This is a genomic window from Psychrobacter immobilis, from assembly GCF_904846185.1.
GTDB classification, from domain to species: Bacteria; Pseudomonadota; Gammaproteobacteria; order Pseudomonadales; family Moraxellaceae; genus Psychrobacter; species Psychrobacter immobilis_B.
This window is the reverse complement of record NZ_CAJGZQ010000006.1, coordinates 126,421-144,732: the sequence shown is the minus strand read 5'-3', so window position 1 is coordinate 144,732 and position 18,312 is coordinate 126,421. Positions and strand designations below refer to the sequence as shown.

Sequence of the window (18,312 nt, the reverse complement as noted above, 5' to 3'; positions counted from 1 at the left end):
ACCAGCTGTTAATATAAAGACTATGGCGTAACTACGACATAATCGTTGGTATTAATCAAAATCTCAGATGGTTGATCAACGACAATACGGACAACATTATCATTAGTCACTTGTGATTTGTAATAGTTGTCTTCAGCCACAGTACAACCTAAGCAACGTCCCATCGCATCCCAAGGTTCAACAAAAAGTTTCTGCTGCGCCTGATCCGCATTACCACCGATAAGCGAGAAGGGTAGACTAACTAGGTAGGCGGCAGTACCAGCAACGGCACTGACCAGTTGTAGAGGTTTACCCACTACAGTATCAACCACCATTGTCTCATAAGAGGGCCCAAAGTCTGTCTCATCAATTTCTATGGCTGCCAAGGCAGGCTGCATAGTAGCAGCCATTAAACTTAAGCTTGCGGCTATAGTAATGGCTTTTTGCTTAACTGTGCGTTGGTTTTTGGCTTTAACAGTCATAACGATGTCCTAAAATTCATAGTTGGTATGATTATTAGCTGCTGCTATTTCCACACAGAGACAATTTCCCTATATAAACAATGCGCAACGATAAGTAAGCTAAATATATTACAGATGTATAAACATTATGCACTATTTATGTAAGTGCTCATACTATTAAAGCAAGATGTGTGTCAATCAGCAACAAAAATGGCGTGCGATATAATAATCTTAGTGCAAAATAATAGGACACTTAGTCAAGAGTATTGTGCTGCTATATTATACGATTTGATACCTAAGTTATTTTGGTACTTAAGGCTAAACAGATAGTGATAGTTTCAGATAATATTTAAAGGATTGGCTGACAGTTGGGACAGAATACACTGGCGCGACCATTAATTTTGATATTCTCAAGCACGGCATCACAATGCGGACAAGTTTCCCCTTGTCTACCATAGACATTTAATGTCTGCTGGAAGTAACCGGTTTGACCATCTGCTACGGTGAAGTCTCGCAGTGTCGAACCACCAAGCGCTATCGCCTTTTGTAGAATAACTTTAATATGATCGACCAAAATAATCATCTGAGCATGGGACAGTTGGTGAGCGGGGGTGGCTGGATGAATAGCTGATAAATATAGGCTTTCAGTTGCATAGATATTACCGACACCCACGACGACCTGTTGTTCCATGATGACTGATTTTATAGCGCGAGCAATGGGCTGCTTCTTTGATTTGGCTTTGCCAATTGCTACAGTATCAGCACTGTGATCAAGCAAGTTTGACCGTTGAATCAATTGATACAGGTAGTCTGCAGTAAATTCATCTGATAATGGCTCAGGACCTAAATGATCTAATAGCTTAGCACTATAATCTTTGTGCCATAGCACTGACCCAAAACGTCTTGGGTCATAGTAATGTAGTTGGGATTTTGTATTATTAACGCCCTTAAAAACAATGATGAGATGATCATGCTTGCGCTTTTCAGTACCGTAGCTCTGCTGTTGCAGGCTGCCCGACATGCCTAAATGAACCAAAAGTTGACGCGGTACTAACGTAGCAGTTTGAGCCGCAGCGCTATCATCATTGGGTAATAAAGGTAAAAAGTTAAGAATTAAATATTTTGCGCGGCGCTCAACGCTATCTAGCATGTAATCAATCAAGCTATCTAAATCATCTGGCATCGCCCAACGCAGCTTTGGCTGGAAAACTTTTATATCGATAATGCGTTGCCCTAATAACGGTGCAAGGCTGGTTTTGGTTGTTTCTACTTCAGGCAGTTCAGGCATGATATTTTTATAATAACCTTATGATTCAGCGGACGTATTTTGTGATTTTATATCTAAGCGACGGCGCGGCGAGCATGCAAGATACCATGCTGTTGCTCTAGTTTCGCTAAAAGCTTAGATAGGTGTGCCAATCCTGAGACTTCAATATGAAATTTCAAAAAGGCAATGTTATCATCATTACTAAGCGTTTCAACTTGACGAATATTGACATTTTCTTTATCAATAATTTGCGTCAAGTCACGCAACAGTCCGCGTCTATCATAGGCTTCTACGTGAATATCAACGGGTTGATAACGACCAGCTTGTACCCGCCACGAAGCTTCTATTTCGCGCTCAGGATCGCGTTCAATCAAGCGTGAATATTCAGGGCAACCACGATTATGGACACTGACACCTCGTGATAAGGTAATGTAACCAGCAATTGGCTCGCCATGCACAGGGTGGCAACAGCCTGCTAAATTGATTTCTATATTATCCAGCCCATCGATACGAATTTTATAAGCATCGATTTTGCCTGCCTCTCTAGCATCTATACTTGGCGCAAAATTTTCTGGCGGTCTTTCAGGTTCTAGATGTAGCTGACGAGAGATGTGGCTGGTGAGTTGGTTGAGACCAATGTCGCCTGTGACCAATCCAACGATAATATCATCAGTCGTATTGACATGGAAATGCTGAATATAGTCGTTTAAATCGATGCTATTGGGATGTACCGATAGTCGTTCAAGCTCTTTACTGAGCATTTGACGACCAATTTCAATGTTTTTATCACGGTCTTGCTTATTGAACCATTGACGCAATTTTGAACGTGCACGGTTGGTATGAATGTATCCAAGTGAAGCAACTAGCCAATCACGGTTGGGCTCACGTGATGCTTTGGTGATAATTTCAACTTGTTCACCCGTTTTGAGTTGATAGGTTAATGGTACATAGCGCTGATTGACTCGCGCAGCTTGGGCACGATTACCGACTTGTGTATGTACATAATAAGCAAAATCAAGAACGGTCGCCCCTTTTGGTAGTTCAGTAATGTCACCATCACGGCTAAAGATATAGATGCGTTCGAGCTCGTCAAAGTCAACGAGTTGCTCTTCTTCGTCAAACTCCATGCCCTCTATTTCTTCACCTGTTAGTAAAGATGAGCGCGGTTGGTTACGGGTTTCATTATTGATCGATAACAGCTGACGCAGCGAGCTGATTCTTTGATTAAGATAATTGTCTTTTTTATTCTTTAGACCTTCTTTATAGTTAACATGAGCACACATACCAAGCTCAGCTTCGAAGTGCATTTCATGAGTACGAATTTGTACTTCCAGTGATTTGTTTTCAGCAATGACTGCCGTATGTAGTGAGCGATAACCATTGGACTTGGGGTTGGTAATATAGTCATCGAATTGTTCAGGGATATATCGCCACAAGCCATGTACCAATCCAAGCACGTGGTAACAGTCTGATGGGTTGGTGACCAATACTCGCAGCGCACGAATGTCATAAAGCTGATCAAACGATAAGCCTTTGAGCTTCATTTTTCGGTAGATAGAGTAGATATGCTTAACACGTCCAGAGACTTCACCTTCGATATTAGCCTCTGCTAGTGCTTCATTAAGCTTGTCTTGTACACGCTGAATATAGGACTCACGTTCGCTGCGTTTTTCGGAGAGCAGTTTGGCAATCTCTTTATAGCGTTCAGGCGCAAGGTAGCGAAAGGCTAAATCTTCTAGCTCCCATTTAAGTTGCGCGATGCCCAAGCGATGCGCCAATGGGGCATAAATGGTCATGACTTCACGCGCCACACGATTCTGTCGCTCTTCATTAGAAAAGGTCAATTCGCGCATGGCGAAAGTACGCTCAGCCAATTTGATAAGCACGACGCGTACATCATTGGTGACGGAAATTAGCATGCTATAAATATTAGATAGCTGGTCGCGCTGATTGTTTACGAAGTGATCTTCTAGACGCTTATTGCTTTCAATAATCTCAGACAGCTTACCCATTGCCAAGGTATCTTTGACTAAAGTCGATATGTCTACACCGAATTTTTTCTCGATCTCAGCGAGGCTTATGATTGATTTTCGTGCACTACGATAGAGCATTGCAGCCACAAGAGCATCTTCATCTTGGTAGAGATAGGTCAATATATCTGTCATGCCAATACCCGTGACATAAGCACCTGAACGCTCAGATTCGCTGGTATTCATATGACTGCGAATAAATTCACAAGCAGCACTCAAGTGAGGTACAGACTCTTGTCCGATACGTTTGGCGACGTTGTCTAACCAAGTGGGAACATCAATATTGACTTGATCTAAATCAATCGCTTCGAGCTCTTTATCTGAGAGAGCATTATTTTTATCTAAAAGCGGGTTATCAGAATATTCGTTTTCAAGCTTTGGATCATGACTATGAAAGGCATGTAGTGCTGAGCGATCAAAAGTGGTGTGTAGCTTATGAGTGGACAGCTGGTATTTGATATCGAGGGGGATTTGGGCATAGCTATTGGCAGACTGGTGCGAGCGTTGGCTCGCGACCAGTTGAGCGGCAAGTGCTGCACTATCGGCTTGGGTGGTCTGTCCATCCACCAGCGGTAATCCTTCACGAATTTTTACCATAGCCGACTCCTCTTAGCTATTTTGAATTGATTATAACCTCATCTACTATGCACACACGTTGAACTTACGATTCATAAAGTATCAGCTATAAACCAATACAACTGCTAAAAAATCTGTTTTTTAGCAGTCATAAAATGCGCGTAAAATATATAAAGCTATGAGTGCAAACGTTCACAAGAATGGAAAAAACCAGCCTAGGAATATTGTTTACTATTATCTCACTTTAAAGAGACAAATCAAGCGAGGCTATGTAATGTCTGCGGTTAATCAGGATAAATAACCATCATTTTCTTGCCACCGCTTGACTCAAATTTTGAATCAAGCTCAGTGACATGCAATATGGCTATTTAATGTTCTGAACCGCTCACTTAACCGTAAATTGAATTACACCGCTACTTTTTCAAAACGAGCGATAGACTCAACATGACCGGTATGACAGAACATGTCCATCACGCCAGCATGAGTCAGACGATAGCCTTGCTCTAATAATGCTTTTGTATCACGGGCGAGGGTTGCAGGGTTGCAAGAAACATAAACGATTCTCTCAGCGTTAAATTTCGGCAAGTACTGCATAATTTCCCAAGCACCAGAACGCGGCGGATCGATCAATAGCGCATCAAAGCCCTGATTCGCCCAAGGTTTATCAGTACAGTCTTGCGTCAAATCTTGGCTATAAAATTCTGTATTATTGATGCCGTTACGACGTGCGTTATCGGCTGCACGTGCGGTCATCGCTTCGCTACCTTCAACACCAACTACAGAACCTGTCTCACCAACGAGGCGCGCGAGTGGCAAGCTAAAGTTGCCTAGACCACTGAATAAATCAAGTACGCGTTCACCTGCTTTTAAGTCTAACAAATCGCAAGCAAGCTTCGTCATTTGACGATTAACGGACAGGTTCACTTGGGTAAAATCTGTCGGGATAAACTCGAAAGTCAAATCGTATTCTGGCAATTGGTAATACAAACGACCAAATTGCTGGCTCATGTCATCATCTTCAGTCAATGCAATACGCTGGATACTGTCCGCACCTTTAGACTGCAAATATAGCTGCCAGTTGCGTGCGGCAAAAAACACTTTTAGCTTTTCTATATCAGCGTCTGATAACGGCTCTAAGTTGCGTACGATAAGGGCAACGGGCTGATTGCCATCTGGCAGCTCAGGCATTTCCTCACCCATGGCCAACTCAAGCTGAGCAATCTTGTTACGGCTCTCTAGCGTACTAATCAGTGTTTTTAAGTTTTCAATCTCAAAACCAATTCTTGGATCTAAAATATGACACTCATTTAATTCTGCCAAAAAGTTACTTGAGCGCTCACGAAAGCCGACAAGCGCGGTTTCTTTTTTGGTGACATAACGCACACCCAATCGTGCTTTGGTACGATAACCAAGACGATCACCAACCACTGGAGCAAGCCAGTTATCAGGCGTGACATGGGCTTGGTGTATCAGCATTTCAGCCAGTACAGATTGCTTAAAGTTGATTTGACCGTCTGGCTGCCAGTGTTGCAAATTACAGCCACCACACACCCCAAAATGTGGGCAGGGCGGTACGGCACGTTCAGAATTTGGATTGGCAGTAATACTGACAGCCTCGCCTTCTTCAAAGCTGGCACGGCTATTGGTTATTTTGACCAAGGCACTTTCACCCGGCAATGCAAAGCTTACAAAGATTTTTTTGCCATGTTTGTCTTCGACATGACCATCGTCTATACCAAAACCATTACCATAAACGGCAACGCCGCGACCATCATGCGACAAACCATCAATGGTGAAGGGCAGAGGTTCTGCATCCTTTAGACGGCGGCGTGTCTTTGATGAGGGTTTAGATTTTTTCTTATTAGGCGGAATAGTAATCGTTTGGGTCTCGCTCGTTGGTGGCGTAACATCAGAGGTTGTAGACGTTTTTGAATCGGTGGGTTGCATAAACCTGCCTTAATAATAAATGATAAATAACTAAAAAAATGAGGATAAACGCGATGTCTTATAACGCGCCTTCATATAACTTCATTTGTTATGATGTGGGCGCAGATGACCAATCAGCGATGAAGTCTTGATGGCGGGCATGACCATCCGCTTGGGTATATTTTACTAAATAGTCATAGCTCTGCTGCTGCCAAGCGTCAAAATCTTGTGAGGATAATTGTCCAGTTAAACGCAACCAGCGCAAATAGATTAGCCATGTATTCATGACGTCAGACTCGCAATAAATAGACAGCGTTTGCCAGTCATTAGTGCTGACAAGCTCACCAACCATACTACCGTCGACAGCTGTTTTACCCGGTAGACCATATAAGCTTGCGACAATATCCATGGCTTCGCGGCGGCTGGCACCATACTGGCTAAATCTGTCCATCAAATCAAGGTGACGCGTGTGGAAGCGATTGACGTAATTATCAAAGCGCATATTTTTGATGCGCTCGCCTTCTTCAAATAACCATGGCGCTGATAAGTCGTATTGCATAGCCCGATATATCAGTACAGGAATATCGAAACCTGAGCCATTCCAACTAATAAGCTGTGGCAGCTTTTCAAGGTCACTAAATGCCCGAAAAAATTTGGCAAGAATATCTTTTTCACTGAATTTATCAGCGGTCAATGAGAACAACGACAACTTGCTATCTTTGATATATAGCGCTGAAATACAGACGATACGCTGCAGTGGCAAGCGCATAAAATCATGCCCAGCTTCTTGTATTCGAAGCGCTGTGAGTGCACTCAATGCATCTGCATCATTCAACTCTGCCAATTGCGGATAGATACGGCGCGCCGCATCGGTATCAGCGACAGTTTCGATATCAAAGACCAATATAGGGTCGGATGGTAGAGCTTGTAACATAAGAAATCCTGATTGAATCAACTAAACTGAGCAGCGTTGTCTGTACGTTAATTAATTTATGTGCGGTTATCGACATTGCTGTCGTCAATATTGTCGTCATTAATATTGTATAAACCCGTCGACAAATAACGATCGCCGCGATCACAGACAATAAAGGCGATGACGGCATCAGGGTTTTCTTTAGCGACTTGTACGGCAGCCCATGCTGCAGCACCTGATGAAACGCCCGCGAAAATACCTTCGGTTTTGGCCAGTTTGCGCATATAAACTTCTGCGATACGCTGATCCACATCCATGATTTCATCAATCAAATCTGCGTTAAAGATACCCGGCATGTAAGCTGCAGGCCAGCGGCGAATACCAGCAATCGAAGCTTCTTCATCAGGCTGTAGTCCGATGATTTTGATATCTGGATTTTGTTCTTTGAGGTATTGCGATACACCAGTAATGGTACCAGTGGTGCCCATTGAGCTAATAAAATGAGTGATTTTCCCTGCCGTTTGCGCCCACAGTTCAGGCCCTGTGGTCAGGTAATGGGCTTGACTGTTGTCAGGGTTATTAAACTGATCCAATACGATGCCTTTGCCATCTGCTTGCATTTGCAGCGCTAAATCGCGTGCGGCTTCCATGCCTTCATCCACCTCGATTAACGTCGCACCATACGCAATCATGGCATCTTTGCGCTCTTGAGTTGAATTGGTTGGCATCAGTAGCGTTATCGGATAGCCACGCATCGCGGCGACCATGGCTAAAGCGATACCCGTATTGCCACTCGTGGCTTCAATCAGCATGTCGCCCGCTTTGATGTCACCGCGCTGTTCTGCTTGATAAATCATATTAAACGCAGGACGATCTTTAACAGACCCCGCTGGATTGTTACCTTCAAGCTTGGCCAGTAACGCAGCACCATTGGTCAGCTGCTCTTGCTCAGGTAAGCGCTGCAATTTAACCAATGGCGTCTGACCGACGCAATCAGCAAGTTTGGTGACTTGAGTAATGAAATTAGGGTTGGAGATAGCCGTTGCGGACATAAAGTATCCTTGTTAATTTTTAAAATTGATTTTTAATTACCGTTTATTTTTTAATTATCATTTTGATTTTTGAATAAATATCTTGATACGGCTGCTATTGAGTAAAGTAAGTGATTTGATCGTTAATGATATTTCTACCGCTTTAACGAAATAGCAATGAATGAAAAGTTGCGTCATTATATCATTTTGTTTTTGGCTACGCTGAAGGCATCAAGAGATTTTGGTAAATGAGTGGTGTTTAAAAAGGGCTGGACAGTTAAAATGCCTTTGCGGCATAGCCACTCACCATGATCGATGAAATGCGTTATAGTTATGGCAATATATAGGTACGGCAAGAACAAGAACCATTAAATTTTATCATGGGTAGGCAGTTATCATTTTTGAAATGACGATAGCTTTGAAATGAGAATAGCTTTGAAATGAGCACAGCCCCTAAAAAAATTATGATTGGCTAACACCGCTTACCGCCGCTATTGATTCATAGTGCAATTTTCTGTAGAGAGTAAAGCTAGCATGGCATACAAAAAACGTTTTGATACTAGCAGTGCGTATGGTCAGTTGATTATATTGGTGTTTTTACCCATTTGTATCTTGGCAGCGGTGGGCGGTATTTTGGTCTTTTATGAGACCATGCGCGCCAGCAATTCCGAACAAGAAGTATTGGCGGAGGCGGTGCTGATTCGTTATACCCCAGCGATTGCAGAGCTAATCCCTGAGCTGTTAGCGCAAGAGCGCCAGCAAGCAGACGGCGAACCCAATTCTGATGGCGAAGTCAGAGCAAATGATGCCACTCAAACGACCATCACGAAGCTTGAGGAAATACAAGATAAGCTGGGTCGTATGCAGTCCGAGCAACATGTACAGCGTATTGCGATCATCAATGAAAGCAATCAAGTGCTCGCCGCAGTCGGCTATGGACTGAACGAAGCATGGCCTGCAATAGACACAACAAAGAATTTTTTATCGCAGCAACCAACACCTATTGGAACCGCTTATGGCAGTATATTAGGGGAGTTTGAAGGACAAAAACTCTGGTTGCTCGTCGATATGGACAACGAACCGCTTTATATTGCACGTTATCGTATTGCCATGGCACTAGTGATTACTGGCTTGTTCACTATTTTAATTTTATTGTTGAGTTTAAATATTTATTCAAAGCGCTGGATAGCACCAATTTATGAGCTGCGTTTGCAGTTGCAGCGTACCCATGTCGACAATCTGTATCAGCCTATTCCTGTTGAGTCAGATGGTGAGCTGAACTTATTGCAGCAAGACTTGGTCAAAACGCTACGCCGCCTGCATAGAAGCTTTCAGGAGTTAAAAGACCATGCCGAGCAAACCGAGGATGATTTGCGCCTCGCGTTTGATGAGATGGAAATGCAGAATATCTCTATTCGTAATGCACGTGATGCGGCAATTTCAACCAGCCAAGCAAAATCGGCGTTTTTGGCGAATATTAGCCACGAGCTGCGCACGCCATTAAACAGTATCGATGGCTTTATCAATTTGCTGGCAAGGCATGGCGAACTAAATCCTGAACAAGATTTGTACGTGCAAACCATACGTAAGTCATCAGCACACTTGCTCGCCTTGGTTAACGATGTTTTGGATTTCTCTAAGATTGAGGCAGGCAAGTTAGTACTTGACCGTCATGAGTTTGACCTTTATGACACCATTTATGACGTAGTCGATATGCTTTCGCCTGTATCCGCAGAAAAAGGTCTGCGCATGGCGGTGCTGTTTTATAATGATGTACCGATGCGCATCAATGGCGACGCCCTACGCCTCAAGCAAGTATTGACCAATATCGTCGGCAATGCTATTAAATTTACCGACAGTGGCGATGTGGTAGTGCGCGTCAGCTTAGATGACCATCGTGATAATTATCTTATGATCAGTGTGCAAGACAGCGGTAAGGGCATCTCTTTAGCTGATCAAAAGATGCTGTTCCAAAGCTTTAGCCAAGGCGACCCTTCAATCACTCGTCAGTATGGCGGTACAGGGTTGGGGCTCGTTATTTCCAAGCAATTGACGCGGCTGATGGGCGGTGATATTGGCTTTCATGATAATGCTCAAGAGAATATTGCCAATCAGGGCGCAACGTTTTGGTTTCGGATGCCAGCACATGTCGATGTGTTGGAAGCTGCTACTGGTCAGACGATTGAGCTTCCAGTCTTGGCTCCGCTGGCGAGTGAGACCGATGAGTTTAATGTATTGGTATGGATCAATCATACCGCTTCTATACAAGTGCTCAAAGCCAGCTTGCAATATTTGCCGATTAAATTGACCCAAGCCAACTCCTTACCAGGCGTACTTGAGTCATTAAAAGAGCATGGTAATTATTGGGATTGGGTCATCGTCGATGATGATACCCAAGACGATATGATGGCATTACTCAAACAAATTCGTCTGCATTACCAAGGTAAGCTTGCGGTATTTGGCTATCAAGTTGCTGCCGATCAAGCATTATTAAATCGTTATCATGCCAATATTTTGTATGAGCCTTTAGACAAAAGACAGCTCTATGCTATGCTCGACACCCAAAATCGCAGTACCAAAAAAAGCGTGCAAGAACCGCGCTGGACAGGGGTGACGGTACTGGCAGTCGACGATCATCTGCCCAATTTGTTGGTGCTCGATGCATTGCTCAGTGAGATTGGCATCCAAGTCATCACAGCGAGTAGTGGTTTTGACGCCATAGAAATTATCAGTAAACAACAAACCAAAAATATCAAAACCACGAAAAATGATAAGCAAAGTCTGTCGAATAAAACGCAAATCTCTAAAGCTGAAACGCGCGATGAAGTAAACAAGAAATCAAATATTACGCTTTATGAAGAGGTGAATACCGACGATAAAGTTGCTACTCAGGATAAAGGTCATATTGATCTAATATTCATGGACATCCAAATGCCGCGTATGTCAGGGCATGAAGCTGCAAGACAAATTCGCAATATTGAAAATGATGATAGCCGTATCCCGATTATTGCGTTGACTGCGCATGGTTTGGCTGATGAGCGAGACAAACTGATCGCTAGTGGCATTAATGACTATGTGGGTAAGCCCATTAGCCAGCCTCAGTTGTTACAAGTGCTGCAAAAATGGCTTGGACGTACAACGACAATGCCGCAGTTAAAAGCGTTGCCTGATACCAATCTGCACAGTACTGATGTGCAGACCTTCGATTTATCAAAAGAGAACTCACACTCTAACGACTCACAAAATAGGGAGGCTGAAACGTATTCAACGTGGCCATCAGACTCTACAACCATTGCTTATCCTATGGTGAAAGGTGATGAAAATAACCGTCATAGCGGTTCTAATACAATCAATCAGCCAAAAATAACGCGTCCTTTATCATTGAAGAAAATTCGTGATAATTACTTGCGAGACAGCCAACCACGCGAGGACTATAGACGCGAAACACCGCGCGACACCCAGCCACGCTATGAGAACTTGCGCTTACATAAACAAGGACAGTCGCCACTATTAAAGCCATCAGAAACACCGATAAATAGTGCTCGCGATGGAGTGGTAACGCCTACAAATTCCCACACATATGAGCAAGAAACAAAGAATTGGGACAGCAGTCACCACCATTTAAGCCATTATTCTTTGGGGGCTAATGAAGGTGATGGGTTTGCTATTTTAGATTGGCAAGACGCGTTGACCCGCTCAGCGAATAAGCCCGACTTGGCAGCCAAGCTTATCATTATGATGCTTGATACTATTAATGATGAAAAGCAAGCGCTAACGCAAGCGTGGGATACCCGTGATCGCAGTATGCTAGCGCAAATTGCCCATCGCATCTTAGGCGGTAGTCGTTATACCGGTGTGCCGCAATTACGTCAGGCCAGTCAAGACCTAGAAGATAAATGCTTGCTGAATGTCCAACACACCACCCCTGCGCAGTTTGCCATGCTTGAGCCATATTATGCCGCATTAATAACAGCGTTAAATAACTTGCAGGCGCTGGATTTATCAGCCTATCCTCAGCTCAATTATCATCGTTTGAGTGAAAATGATATGACGTGGAAAATGATTTAGAAGTGATGGTTTTATGACATTAACGATGAATCGAATCGTTGCAGTCAGTTATTGATGAGGTAGCGTCGTAACAAGGCTGTTAATATTGTTGCCATCAGCTTTAGACGTATCGGCATCATATTTAGATGCCATTTCTATTTTATTCATGAATAAGGATTGTTATGAACGCGATTGCCACTTACCAATATGAAACCTTACAAGTTAGTATGACTGACAATATACTCACGGTAACCTTAAATCGCCCACACAAAAAAAATGCCATGAGCTTTAAAGTGGTGAAAGAATTGATAGCTGTCGCAGAACGCATTGGTAAAGACAAAACGATACGTGCGGTGATTCTAAATGGCGCTGAAGGCACGTTTTGTGCAGGCATCGACTTAGGTGATTTAAATCATCCAAAAAATCAAGCGTTCGCCGTTTGGGAGCTGGTAAAGCCATGGCAGAGCTCGTTCCAGCGTGTTTGTCTGGTATGGCGCGATGTGCCTGTACCGGTCATTGCTGTACTAGAAGGCTATTGTATCGGTGCAGGGCTTCAGCTAGCACTGGCTTGCGATGTGCGTATCAGTCATCCAGATTGCAAACTGTCTATTATGGAAGCTAAGTGGGGTCTGGTACCAGACATGGGTTTGACGCAATCGGCGTTTGGCGTGGTACGTGAAGATGTGCTAAAAGAGCTTGCCATGAGTGCGCGTATCGTGACTGCCAGTGAGGGCAAAGCATTGGGTCTTGTCAGCCATTGCAATGAAGCGCCACTTGAGCAGGCGCAAAAGCTCGCTGCTGAATTTGCAGAGCGCTCTCCTGATGCGGTGTTGGCGAGTAAGCGTGTGGTCAATGCTATGTTCCAGCAGCCAGCCACTACTTTATATAAGGAAAAAGTATGGCAGCTTAAAATGATGCTCGGTCGTAATCGCAAGCTTGCGTTAAGAAAAGCCAAGCAAGCCAGTACGGCATTTGGCAAGCGCCAGTTCCGCTAAATATCTTTTACTAATTATGCCGCTATGCTAACGCTCAGACCTATTTTGACAAATTATTGTGATTGTTTTTAGTTGTTATTGTTTGTTTTATTCACGTCATACCTCTATTGAAATGTGAGCGGATAGTACGATATAACACTGTCCACTTGCGCCACTGCATGCAAATGTGCACTAATGGTGGCAATGACCCTTGTTTTCAGTATTGAGTAAAGACTGAATATTAAAGACAATGGAAGCCTGAATACTACAATAACAATCACTAGAGTGTATTGAACCTTTATAACGACTCAATACACTCTATACACTCTATATAAAATGGTCTGAATATGTCTGCTCCAAAATCCTCTCTACCCAATCGACCCATTGCTTCTGAGCGCGTACGCTCTGCTGATTTGCCTGTTGCATGGATTATGATGCTTGGACTTATCGTGGCAGTGGGGCCATTGTCTATTGATATGTATCTGCCTGCATTACCATCGATGGCAGATGACTTTGGTGTCTCCACAGCCTTTATGGCCAACTCTGTTCCTGCCTATTTTTTAGGCTTGGTATTTGGCCAGTTATTTTATGGACCATTTAGTGATCGTGTTGGTCGCGTTAAGCCTTTATATATCGGTATGACGCTATATGTCATCGCTTCCATTGTTTGTGCGACTACTAATAACGAGTATGTATTGTTTGTTGGACGGACGATGCAAGCACTTGGTGCCTGTGTCGGCGCGGTGGTCACTCGTGCCGCGATTCGCGATCGATTGACTGCTAAGCAAACCGCAAAAGCCTTTTCTATTATGATTTTGGTGATGGGTTTAGCGCCGATATTAGCCCCATCGCTTGGTGCGCTATTTCTACAGTTTTTTAGCTGGCACTCTATTTTTTGGTTTTTGGCTGCTTTTGGCACGTTAAATTTATTGCTCACAAAGTTTTTCTTCTTTGAAACGTTGACGGAAGAAAATCGTAATGTACGTCCTGCAAGAGAAGTACTGAGTCAATACTGGGACTTATTAAAAGACCCGACGTTCAATTATCCAGCGATTGGTGGCGGCCTGCTGATGGGGGCGATGTTTGTTTATATCAGTTCAGCCTCTGAGCTGATTATGGATACCTATGGGGTATCCGCAACCCACTTCGCTTGGTTATTTGGGATGAATGCTGCTGGTTTTGTGGGTTTGACTCAGCTGAATCAGTGGCTTACCAATCGCTTTCGTATTTTGAGTATTTTGCGCTTTGGTGCGATGATGCAGGTTATTTCTGCAGGCGTGCTATTTATCATAGGTCTATTTTTGGGTACTGATGCTTGGCTTCCACTGGTACTGGCTTGTATTTTCTTCTGTATCGCAGGCTTAGGTCTGACTCAGCCAAATGCTTCTGCTATTGCGCTGGCCTTTCAAAAACGCCGAGCGGGCATGGCAAGTGCGCTACAAGGCTCGCTCATGTTCTCAGTCGGTATCTTTGGTGGATTATTATTAAACCTATTTCCAGTTAATCCTGTACTCAAAATTGGTATTGCGATGTTCGCTTTGATGAGTCTTGGCTGTTTTTTGATTTGGCAGATAGATCGTAATTTAAATCTGGACGATGCGGAGTAAGCCAGAGACTTTATAGTTTTTGCACTAGAATCTTAAAAGGCGTTCTTAAAAGGCATTCTTATATTGATTATGTAGGGATGCTTTTTTTTGTACTTTTTATTTTATTTTCTGCCTAAAACTGTGCATAAAACAAGACTATATTACAAGTTTTTAGTCATATAAATAGACTTAAGTACGCCCTTAATATTCTTTATTTGCCATATATAACAAATTGTACGTAATAACTAAACATAATTATTGCAATCATAAAGTTAGGCAAGTATTATCAAACGTAACTTTCTGTAAGTAAGTATTGTGAAGATATTACCTAACCTTGCTAGATTGTCATTAATTAATATGTGCAACCACGTGAAGCTTTAAGGGTAAATTATGATGCAGTTATATCGAGTGTTACCAATTGTATTGAGTGTTGGCCTGTTTGGCTGCGGTAACTCTTCCACTCAAGAAAATGCCAATTCTACTGGTACGCCAGTAACAGAAAATAAAGATAATTTTGTCAGTAATTTGCCTGATACGGCACCAACATTAAAGGTCGCTATGACAGGTGATTTACCCCCTTTCTCGTTTCAAGATGACTATGGCAATATGCAGGGTACGGACGTTGATTCCATTAGAGCTATCGGCGAGGAGCAAGGCTTTAAAGTCGAGTTTTATAAAGAAACTTGGCAAGACATGTTCGATAGTGTGGAGTCAGGAAAACGTGATTTAGCTATTTCTGGTATCTCTTATAAAGATGATCGCGCGGTAAGATATGGTCTATCAACGCCTTACTTTTTTAACCCAGCTACCATCATGTACTTGGAAGGTAAGTTTGATATCAAAGGCTTAAACGATATAAAGGGTCTAAAAACTGGTACGTTGGCAGGTTCTAAAGAAGAAGATACTCTGAAACAGATGGGTAGCTCGGTTGAATTGGTTTCAAGATCTACTGCATTTTTGGCTTATCAGGACTTAGTGCAAGGTAAGACTGATGTTTTCTTATACGACATGCCAGTGCTGCAGTACATCATAAAAGGTTATCCAGAACATAAAGTGAAGATTGTACCTTATGAAGCGGCAGACGCACCTTCAGCGCAACAAGTCGTATTAATGGCAAAAGAAAATACTCAGTTGATTAATACGGTTAATGAGGGTATTGCTAAACTGAAAGAAAAAGGGACATTTAAAGAAATTGAAGAGCGCTGGTTAGGTGAGGCTGTACCTGCATCTGCTGATAAGAGCAATTCTGATACTAATACTACGCAATTGAACTAAGGAATTCTGAAGATGGCAACCACTCCCAATGTTGACAATAAGCGCTATCAAGGTCTGATCATTTCAATTGCACTATTTTTATCGCTCATCGGTGCTTTGTTAGCCTTTACGTTCTATACCTCAAACTTATTAGAAAGAAATACCGCGTTAATTGACCAAACCAACCAAGTCGCTAATAGCGCGCAGGCGGTAATTAAAGATTTATTTGACTTAGATAATAGCTATGGAGAAGATACTAACTCTCCGCATATTCAGCGCGTTTTGGAGCGTTTGGAGGAAAACACGGCGTTGATTACCAGCTCTATTGCTGCTATTGAGCAAGGTGCAACGATCACTGACGTTGATGGCAAAACTTATGATCTGCCAAAGATTGACAGTAACGCACAAGTAAACATTACCGCAGCTAATGAGCAGTGGAAAGCGTTAGAGCCTAAGATTCAAGCATATCTCAAAGATGCTGATAATATTATGGTTTCCTCTGAAGATGATCTGACCCAAGCCGTTGAACAAGCCAAGACGTCAAGTCTATTGATTAACGATTCGTTAGACAATTTGACCAAAGATGTTTTTAATAGTGCTGAACGCCAAGCGACGACCATTCGTCTGATTCAGGTGCTTGGTGTTGCCGCCATCTTTACCTACTTTCTAATCTTTGTATTCTTCTTTGTACGTCGTTTACGTGAAACCGATGCTGAAGCGTTCGCTGCTCGTCGCGAGACGCAAGAGATTATGGAAACGGTAAATACGGGTCTATTCTTACTTGATAAAGACTTGAATATTGGTCAGCAGCATTCTCGCGCACTGAATGATATTATCGGTGAGGACAGATTGTCAGGAGAGAACTTTACCAACGTTTTACGTGGGCGTATTTCTGATAAAGATCTGAAAACCACACAGCAATTTATTGAGCAGCTTTACAATCCACGCGTTAAAGAAAAATTGGTAGATTCTCTGAATCCACTGCACAAAGTCATGCTACACAACAACGCTGGTGATAAAGCACAGAATAATCGCTTCTTAGACTTCAAGTTCTCACGTGTTTATGACAACAAAGACATTGCCCGTATTTTGGTCAACGTCAACGATGTATCAGATGCCGTATATTTAGAGCAGCGTCTAGAAAAAGAGCGTTCGCAAAATGATATGCAGATTGAAATGCTCACCACTATTCTAAATGTAAATCCAAAGATTATTAATGAGTTTATCGATAATACGCAGATGCACATTGAGAAGATGAACAATATCTTGAAAAATCCTGGTAGCTCACAATATGAGCTTGAGGGCAAACTAAAAGCCATCTATCGCGAAATGCATAGCTTAAAAGGTGAAGCTTCTGCGCTAAAACTGCATAGCTTTACCAAGATTGCCTCAGATGCGGAAGACAAACTGCACGCATTGCAAAACCAAGGTCAATTATCTGGTAACGATTTCTTGCCATTGGCCGTACATTTGGATGACTTATTAAGCCTATCAAATACCATCGCGACTTTGGGCGAGCGTATTAACCGTTCAGCACCAGCGACTGCACCAACTGCAAATGGGTTAGATGACAATATTGCTCAAAACAGTATGTCAAAAACGGTGGCGACTGACAGTCAGACATCAAATCCTTCAACCAGTATCATAGATACTGATATCGGTCAGGATATTGACCTAGGTAATGAAGCAACTGATGATCATCTGTCTTTTTATAAAGCATTTGCAAAAGATATTGCCGCAAGACAAGGTAAGCAAGTAGAGCTAAAGAGTAATACACTGATGCAAGCGGACATACCAGCGCATCTGGTAAAGCCGATTAAAGAGATTAGCATTCAGCTACTACGTAATGCCGTGGTGCATGGCATTGAAGCGCCAAGTGTTCGTCATTCGATTGGTAAGACTGCGGTTGGGACGATTGATTTAGAACTAAAAGACAACGGCTCAGATTTCATGCTGATGGTGCAAGATGATGGTCAAGGTATTGATTATGACAGCATTCGTGCCAAGTTAAGCAGTGATGGTCGTTTTAGTACAGAAGAAGCCAGTCAGCTCAGTCAAAGCGAGCTGCTCAAACAACTGTTTTCTTCGGGTTTCTCTACCAAAGAACACGCAGATGAAGATGGCGGACGCGGTGTCGGTCTCGATATCATTAAAGCAAAAGTAAAAGATTATGATGGCAAGCTTAACGTAAACAGCGAATTTGGTCAGATGACACGGTTTGTTATTACTTTACCAAAAGCTTAATTAGAAACAGCAGGTATATTGTCA

At 42.8% G+C, this 18,312-nt stretch carries 11 protein-coding genes; 5 read left to right on the top strand and 6 right to left on the bottom strand.

From position 1 onward, the window contains the following. Positions 1-20 precede the first annotated feature (20 nt). The 6 genes from JMW94_RS04935 to cysM all read right to left on the bottom strand — a co-directional run bounded on the left by JMW94_RS04935 (position 21) and on the right by cysM (position 8,204). Positions 21-461, bottom strand: a complete 441-nt coding sequence (locus JMW94_RS04935; RefSeq protein ID WP_060490428.1) for a hypothetical protein — start codon at positions 459-461, stop codon at positions 21-23. Between the two features lie 328 nt (positions 462-789). Further along, entirely contained in the window at positions 790-1,728 is a 939-nt protein-coding gene (mutM, locus tag JMW94_RS04930) for a bifunctional DNA-formamidopyrimidine glycosylase/DNA-(apurinic or apyrimidinic site) lyase (protein WP_201552867.1), read from the bottom strand. A gap of 53 nt (positions 1,729-1,781) precedes the next feature. Then, complete coding sequence (locus JMW94_RS04925) at positions 1,782-4,334, bottom strand: RelA/SpoT family protein (RefSeq protein ID WP_201602220.1); 2,553 nt, start codon at positions 4,332-4,334, stop codon at positions 1,782-1,784. A 384-nt stretch (positions 4,335-4,718) separates the two neighbouring features. Then, positions 4,719-6,260 carry a 23S rRNA (uracil(1939)-C(5))-methyltransferase RlmD gene (gene rlmD, locus JMW94_RS04920; protein ID WP_201602217.1) on the bottom strand — a complete coding sequence of 514 codons (1,542 nt, stop codon included), beginning with the start codon at positions 6,258-6,260 and terminating at the stop codon, positions 4,719-4,721. Positions 6,261-6,348: 88 nt separating this feature from the next. Next, positions 6,349-7,173 carry a 3'-5' exonuclease gene (locus JMW94_RS04915; protein WP_201602199.1) on the bottom strand — a complete coding sequence of 275 codons (825 nt, stop codon included), beginning with the start codon at positions 7,171-7,173 and terminating at the stop codon, positions 6,349-6,351. 56 nt (positions 7,174-7,229) lie between these two features. Then, on the bottom strand, positions 7,230-8,204 hold the full coding sequence (gene cysM, locus JMW94_RS04910; RefSeq protein WP_201501989.1) for a cysteine synthase CysM: 975 nt from the start codon (positions 8,202-8,204) through the stop codon (positions 7,230-7,232). Between the two features lie 513 nt (positions 8,205-8,717). Here cysM and JMW94_RS04905 point away from each other — a divergent pair. From JMW94_RS04905 to JMW94_RS04885, 5 genes are all read left to right on the top strand, one after another. Then, entirely contained in the window at positions 8,718-12,251 is a 3,534-nt protein-coding gene (locus JMW94_RS04905; protein WP_201602196.1) for an ATP-binding protein, read from the top strand. Positions 12,252-12,412: 161 nt separating this feature from the next. Beyond that, the gene (locus JMW94_RS04900) at positions 12,413-13,225 is read left to right on the top strand and encodes a crotonase/enoyl-CoA hydratase family protein (RefSeq protein WP_045453705.1); all 813 of its coding nucleotides are present in this window, start codon (positions 12,413-12,415) and stop codon (positions 13,223-13,225) included. A gap of 326 nt (positions 13,226-13,551) precedes the next feature. Then, the gene (locus JMW94_RS04895) at positions 13,552-14,811 is read left to right on the top strand and encodes a multidrug effflux MFS transporter (protein ID WP_201580911.1); all 1,260 of its coding nucleotides are present in this window, start codon (positions 13,552-13,554) and stop codon (positions 14,809-14,811) included. 369 nt (positions 14,812-15,180) lie between these two features. Then, positions 15,181-16,065 (top strand): transporter substrate-binding domain-containing protein, encoded by an 885-nt coding sequence (locus JMW94_RS04890; RefSeq protein ID WP_045443631.1) that lies wholly within the window; start codon positions 15,181-15,183, stop codon positions 16,063-16,065. Positions 16,066-16,077: 12 nt separating this feature from the next. After that, positions 16,078-18,288, top strand: coding sequence for an ATP-binding protein (locus tag JMW94_RS04885; protein WP_201602180.1), 2,211 nt, complete (start codon positions 16,078-16,080; stop codon positions 18,286-18,288). The last annotated feature ends 24 nt before the right edge of the window (positions 18,289-18,312 follow it).

Bases quoted from the DNA above. Each gene is read 5' to 3' on its own strand.
- JMW94_RS04935 (WP_060490428.1), bottom strand. From the start codon at position 461: ATGACTGTTAAAGCCAAAAACCAACGCACAGTTAAGCAAAAAGCCATT.
- mutM (WP_201552867.1), bottom strand. From the start codon at position 1,728: ATGCCTGAACTGCCTGAAGTAGAAACAACCAAAACCAGCCTTGCACCG.
- JMW94_RS04925 (WP_201602220.1), bottom strand. From the start codon at position 4,334: ATGGTAAAAATTCGTGAAGGATTACCGCTGGTGGATGGACAGACCACC.
- rlmD (WP_201602217.1), bottom strand. From the start codon at position 6,260: ATGCAACCCACCGATTCAAAAACGTCTACAACCTCTGATGTTACGCCA.
- JMW94_RS04915 (WP_201602199.1), bottom strand. From the start codon at position 7,173: ATGTTACAAGCTCTACCATCCGACCCTATATTGGTCTTTGATATCGAA.
- cysM (WP_201501989.1), bottom strand. From the start codon at position 8,204: ATGTCCGCAACGGCTATCTCCAACCCTAATTTCATTACTCAAGTCACC.
- JMW94_RS04905 (WP_201602196.1), top strand. From the start codon at position 8,718: ATGGCATACAAAAAACGTTTTGATACTAGCAGTGCGTATGGTCAGTTG.
- JMW94_RS04900 (WP_045453705.1), top strand. From the start codon at position 12,413: ATGAACGCGATTGCCACTTACCAATATGAAACCTTACAAGTTAGTATG.
- JMW94_RS04895 (WP_201580911.1), top strand. From the start codon at position 13,552: ATGTCTGCTCCAAAATCCTCTCTACCCAATCGACCCATTGCTTCTGAG.
- JMW94_RS04890 (WP_045443631.1), top strand. From the start codon at position 15,181: ATGATGCAGTTATATCGAGTGTTACCAATTGTATTGAGTGTTGGCCTG.
- JMW94_RS04885 (WP_201602180.1), top strand. From the start codon at position 16,078: ATGGCAACCACTCCCAATGTTGACAATAAGCGCTATCAAGGTCTGATC.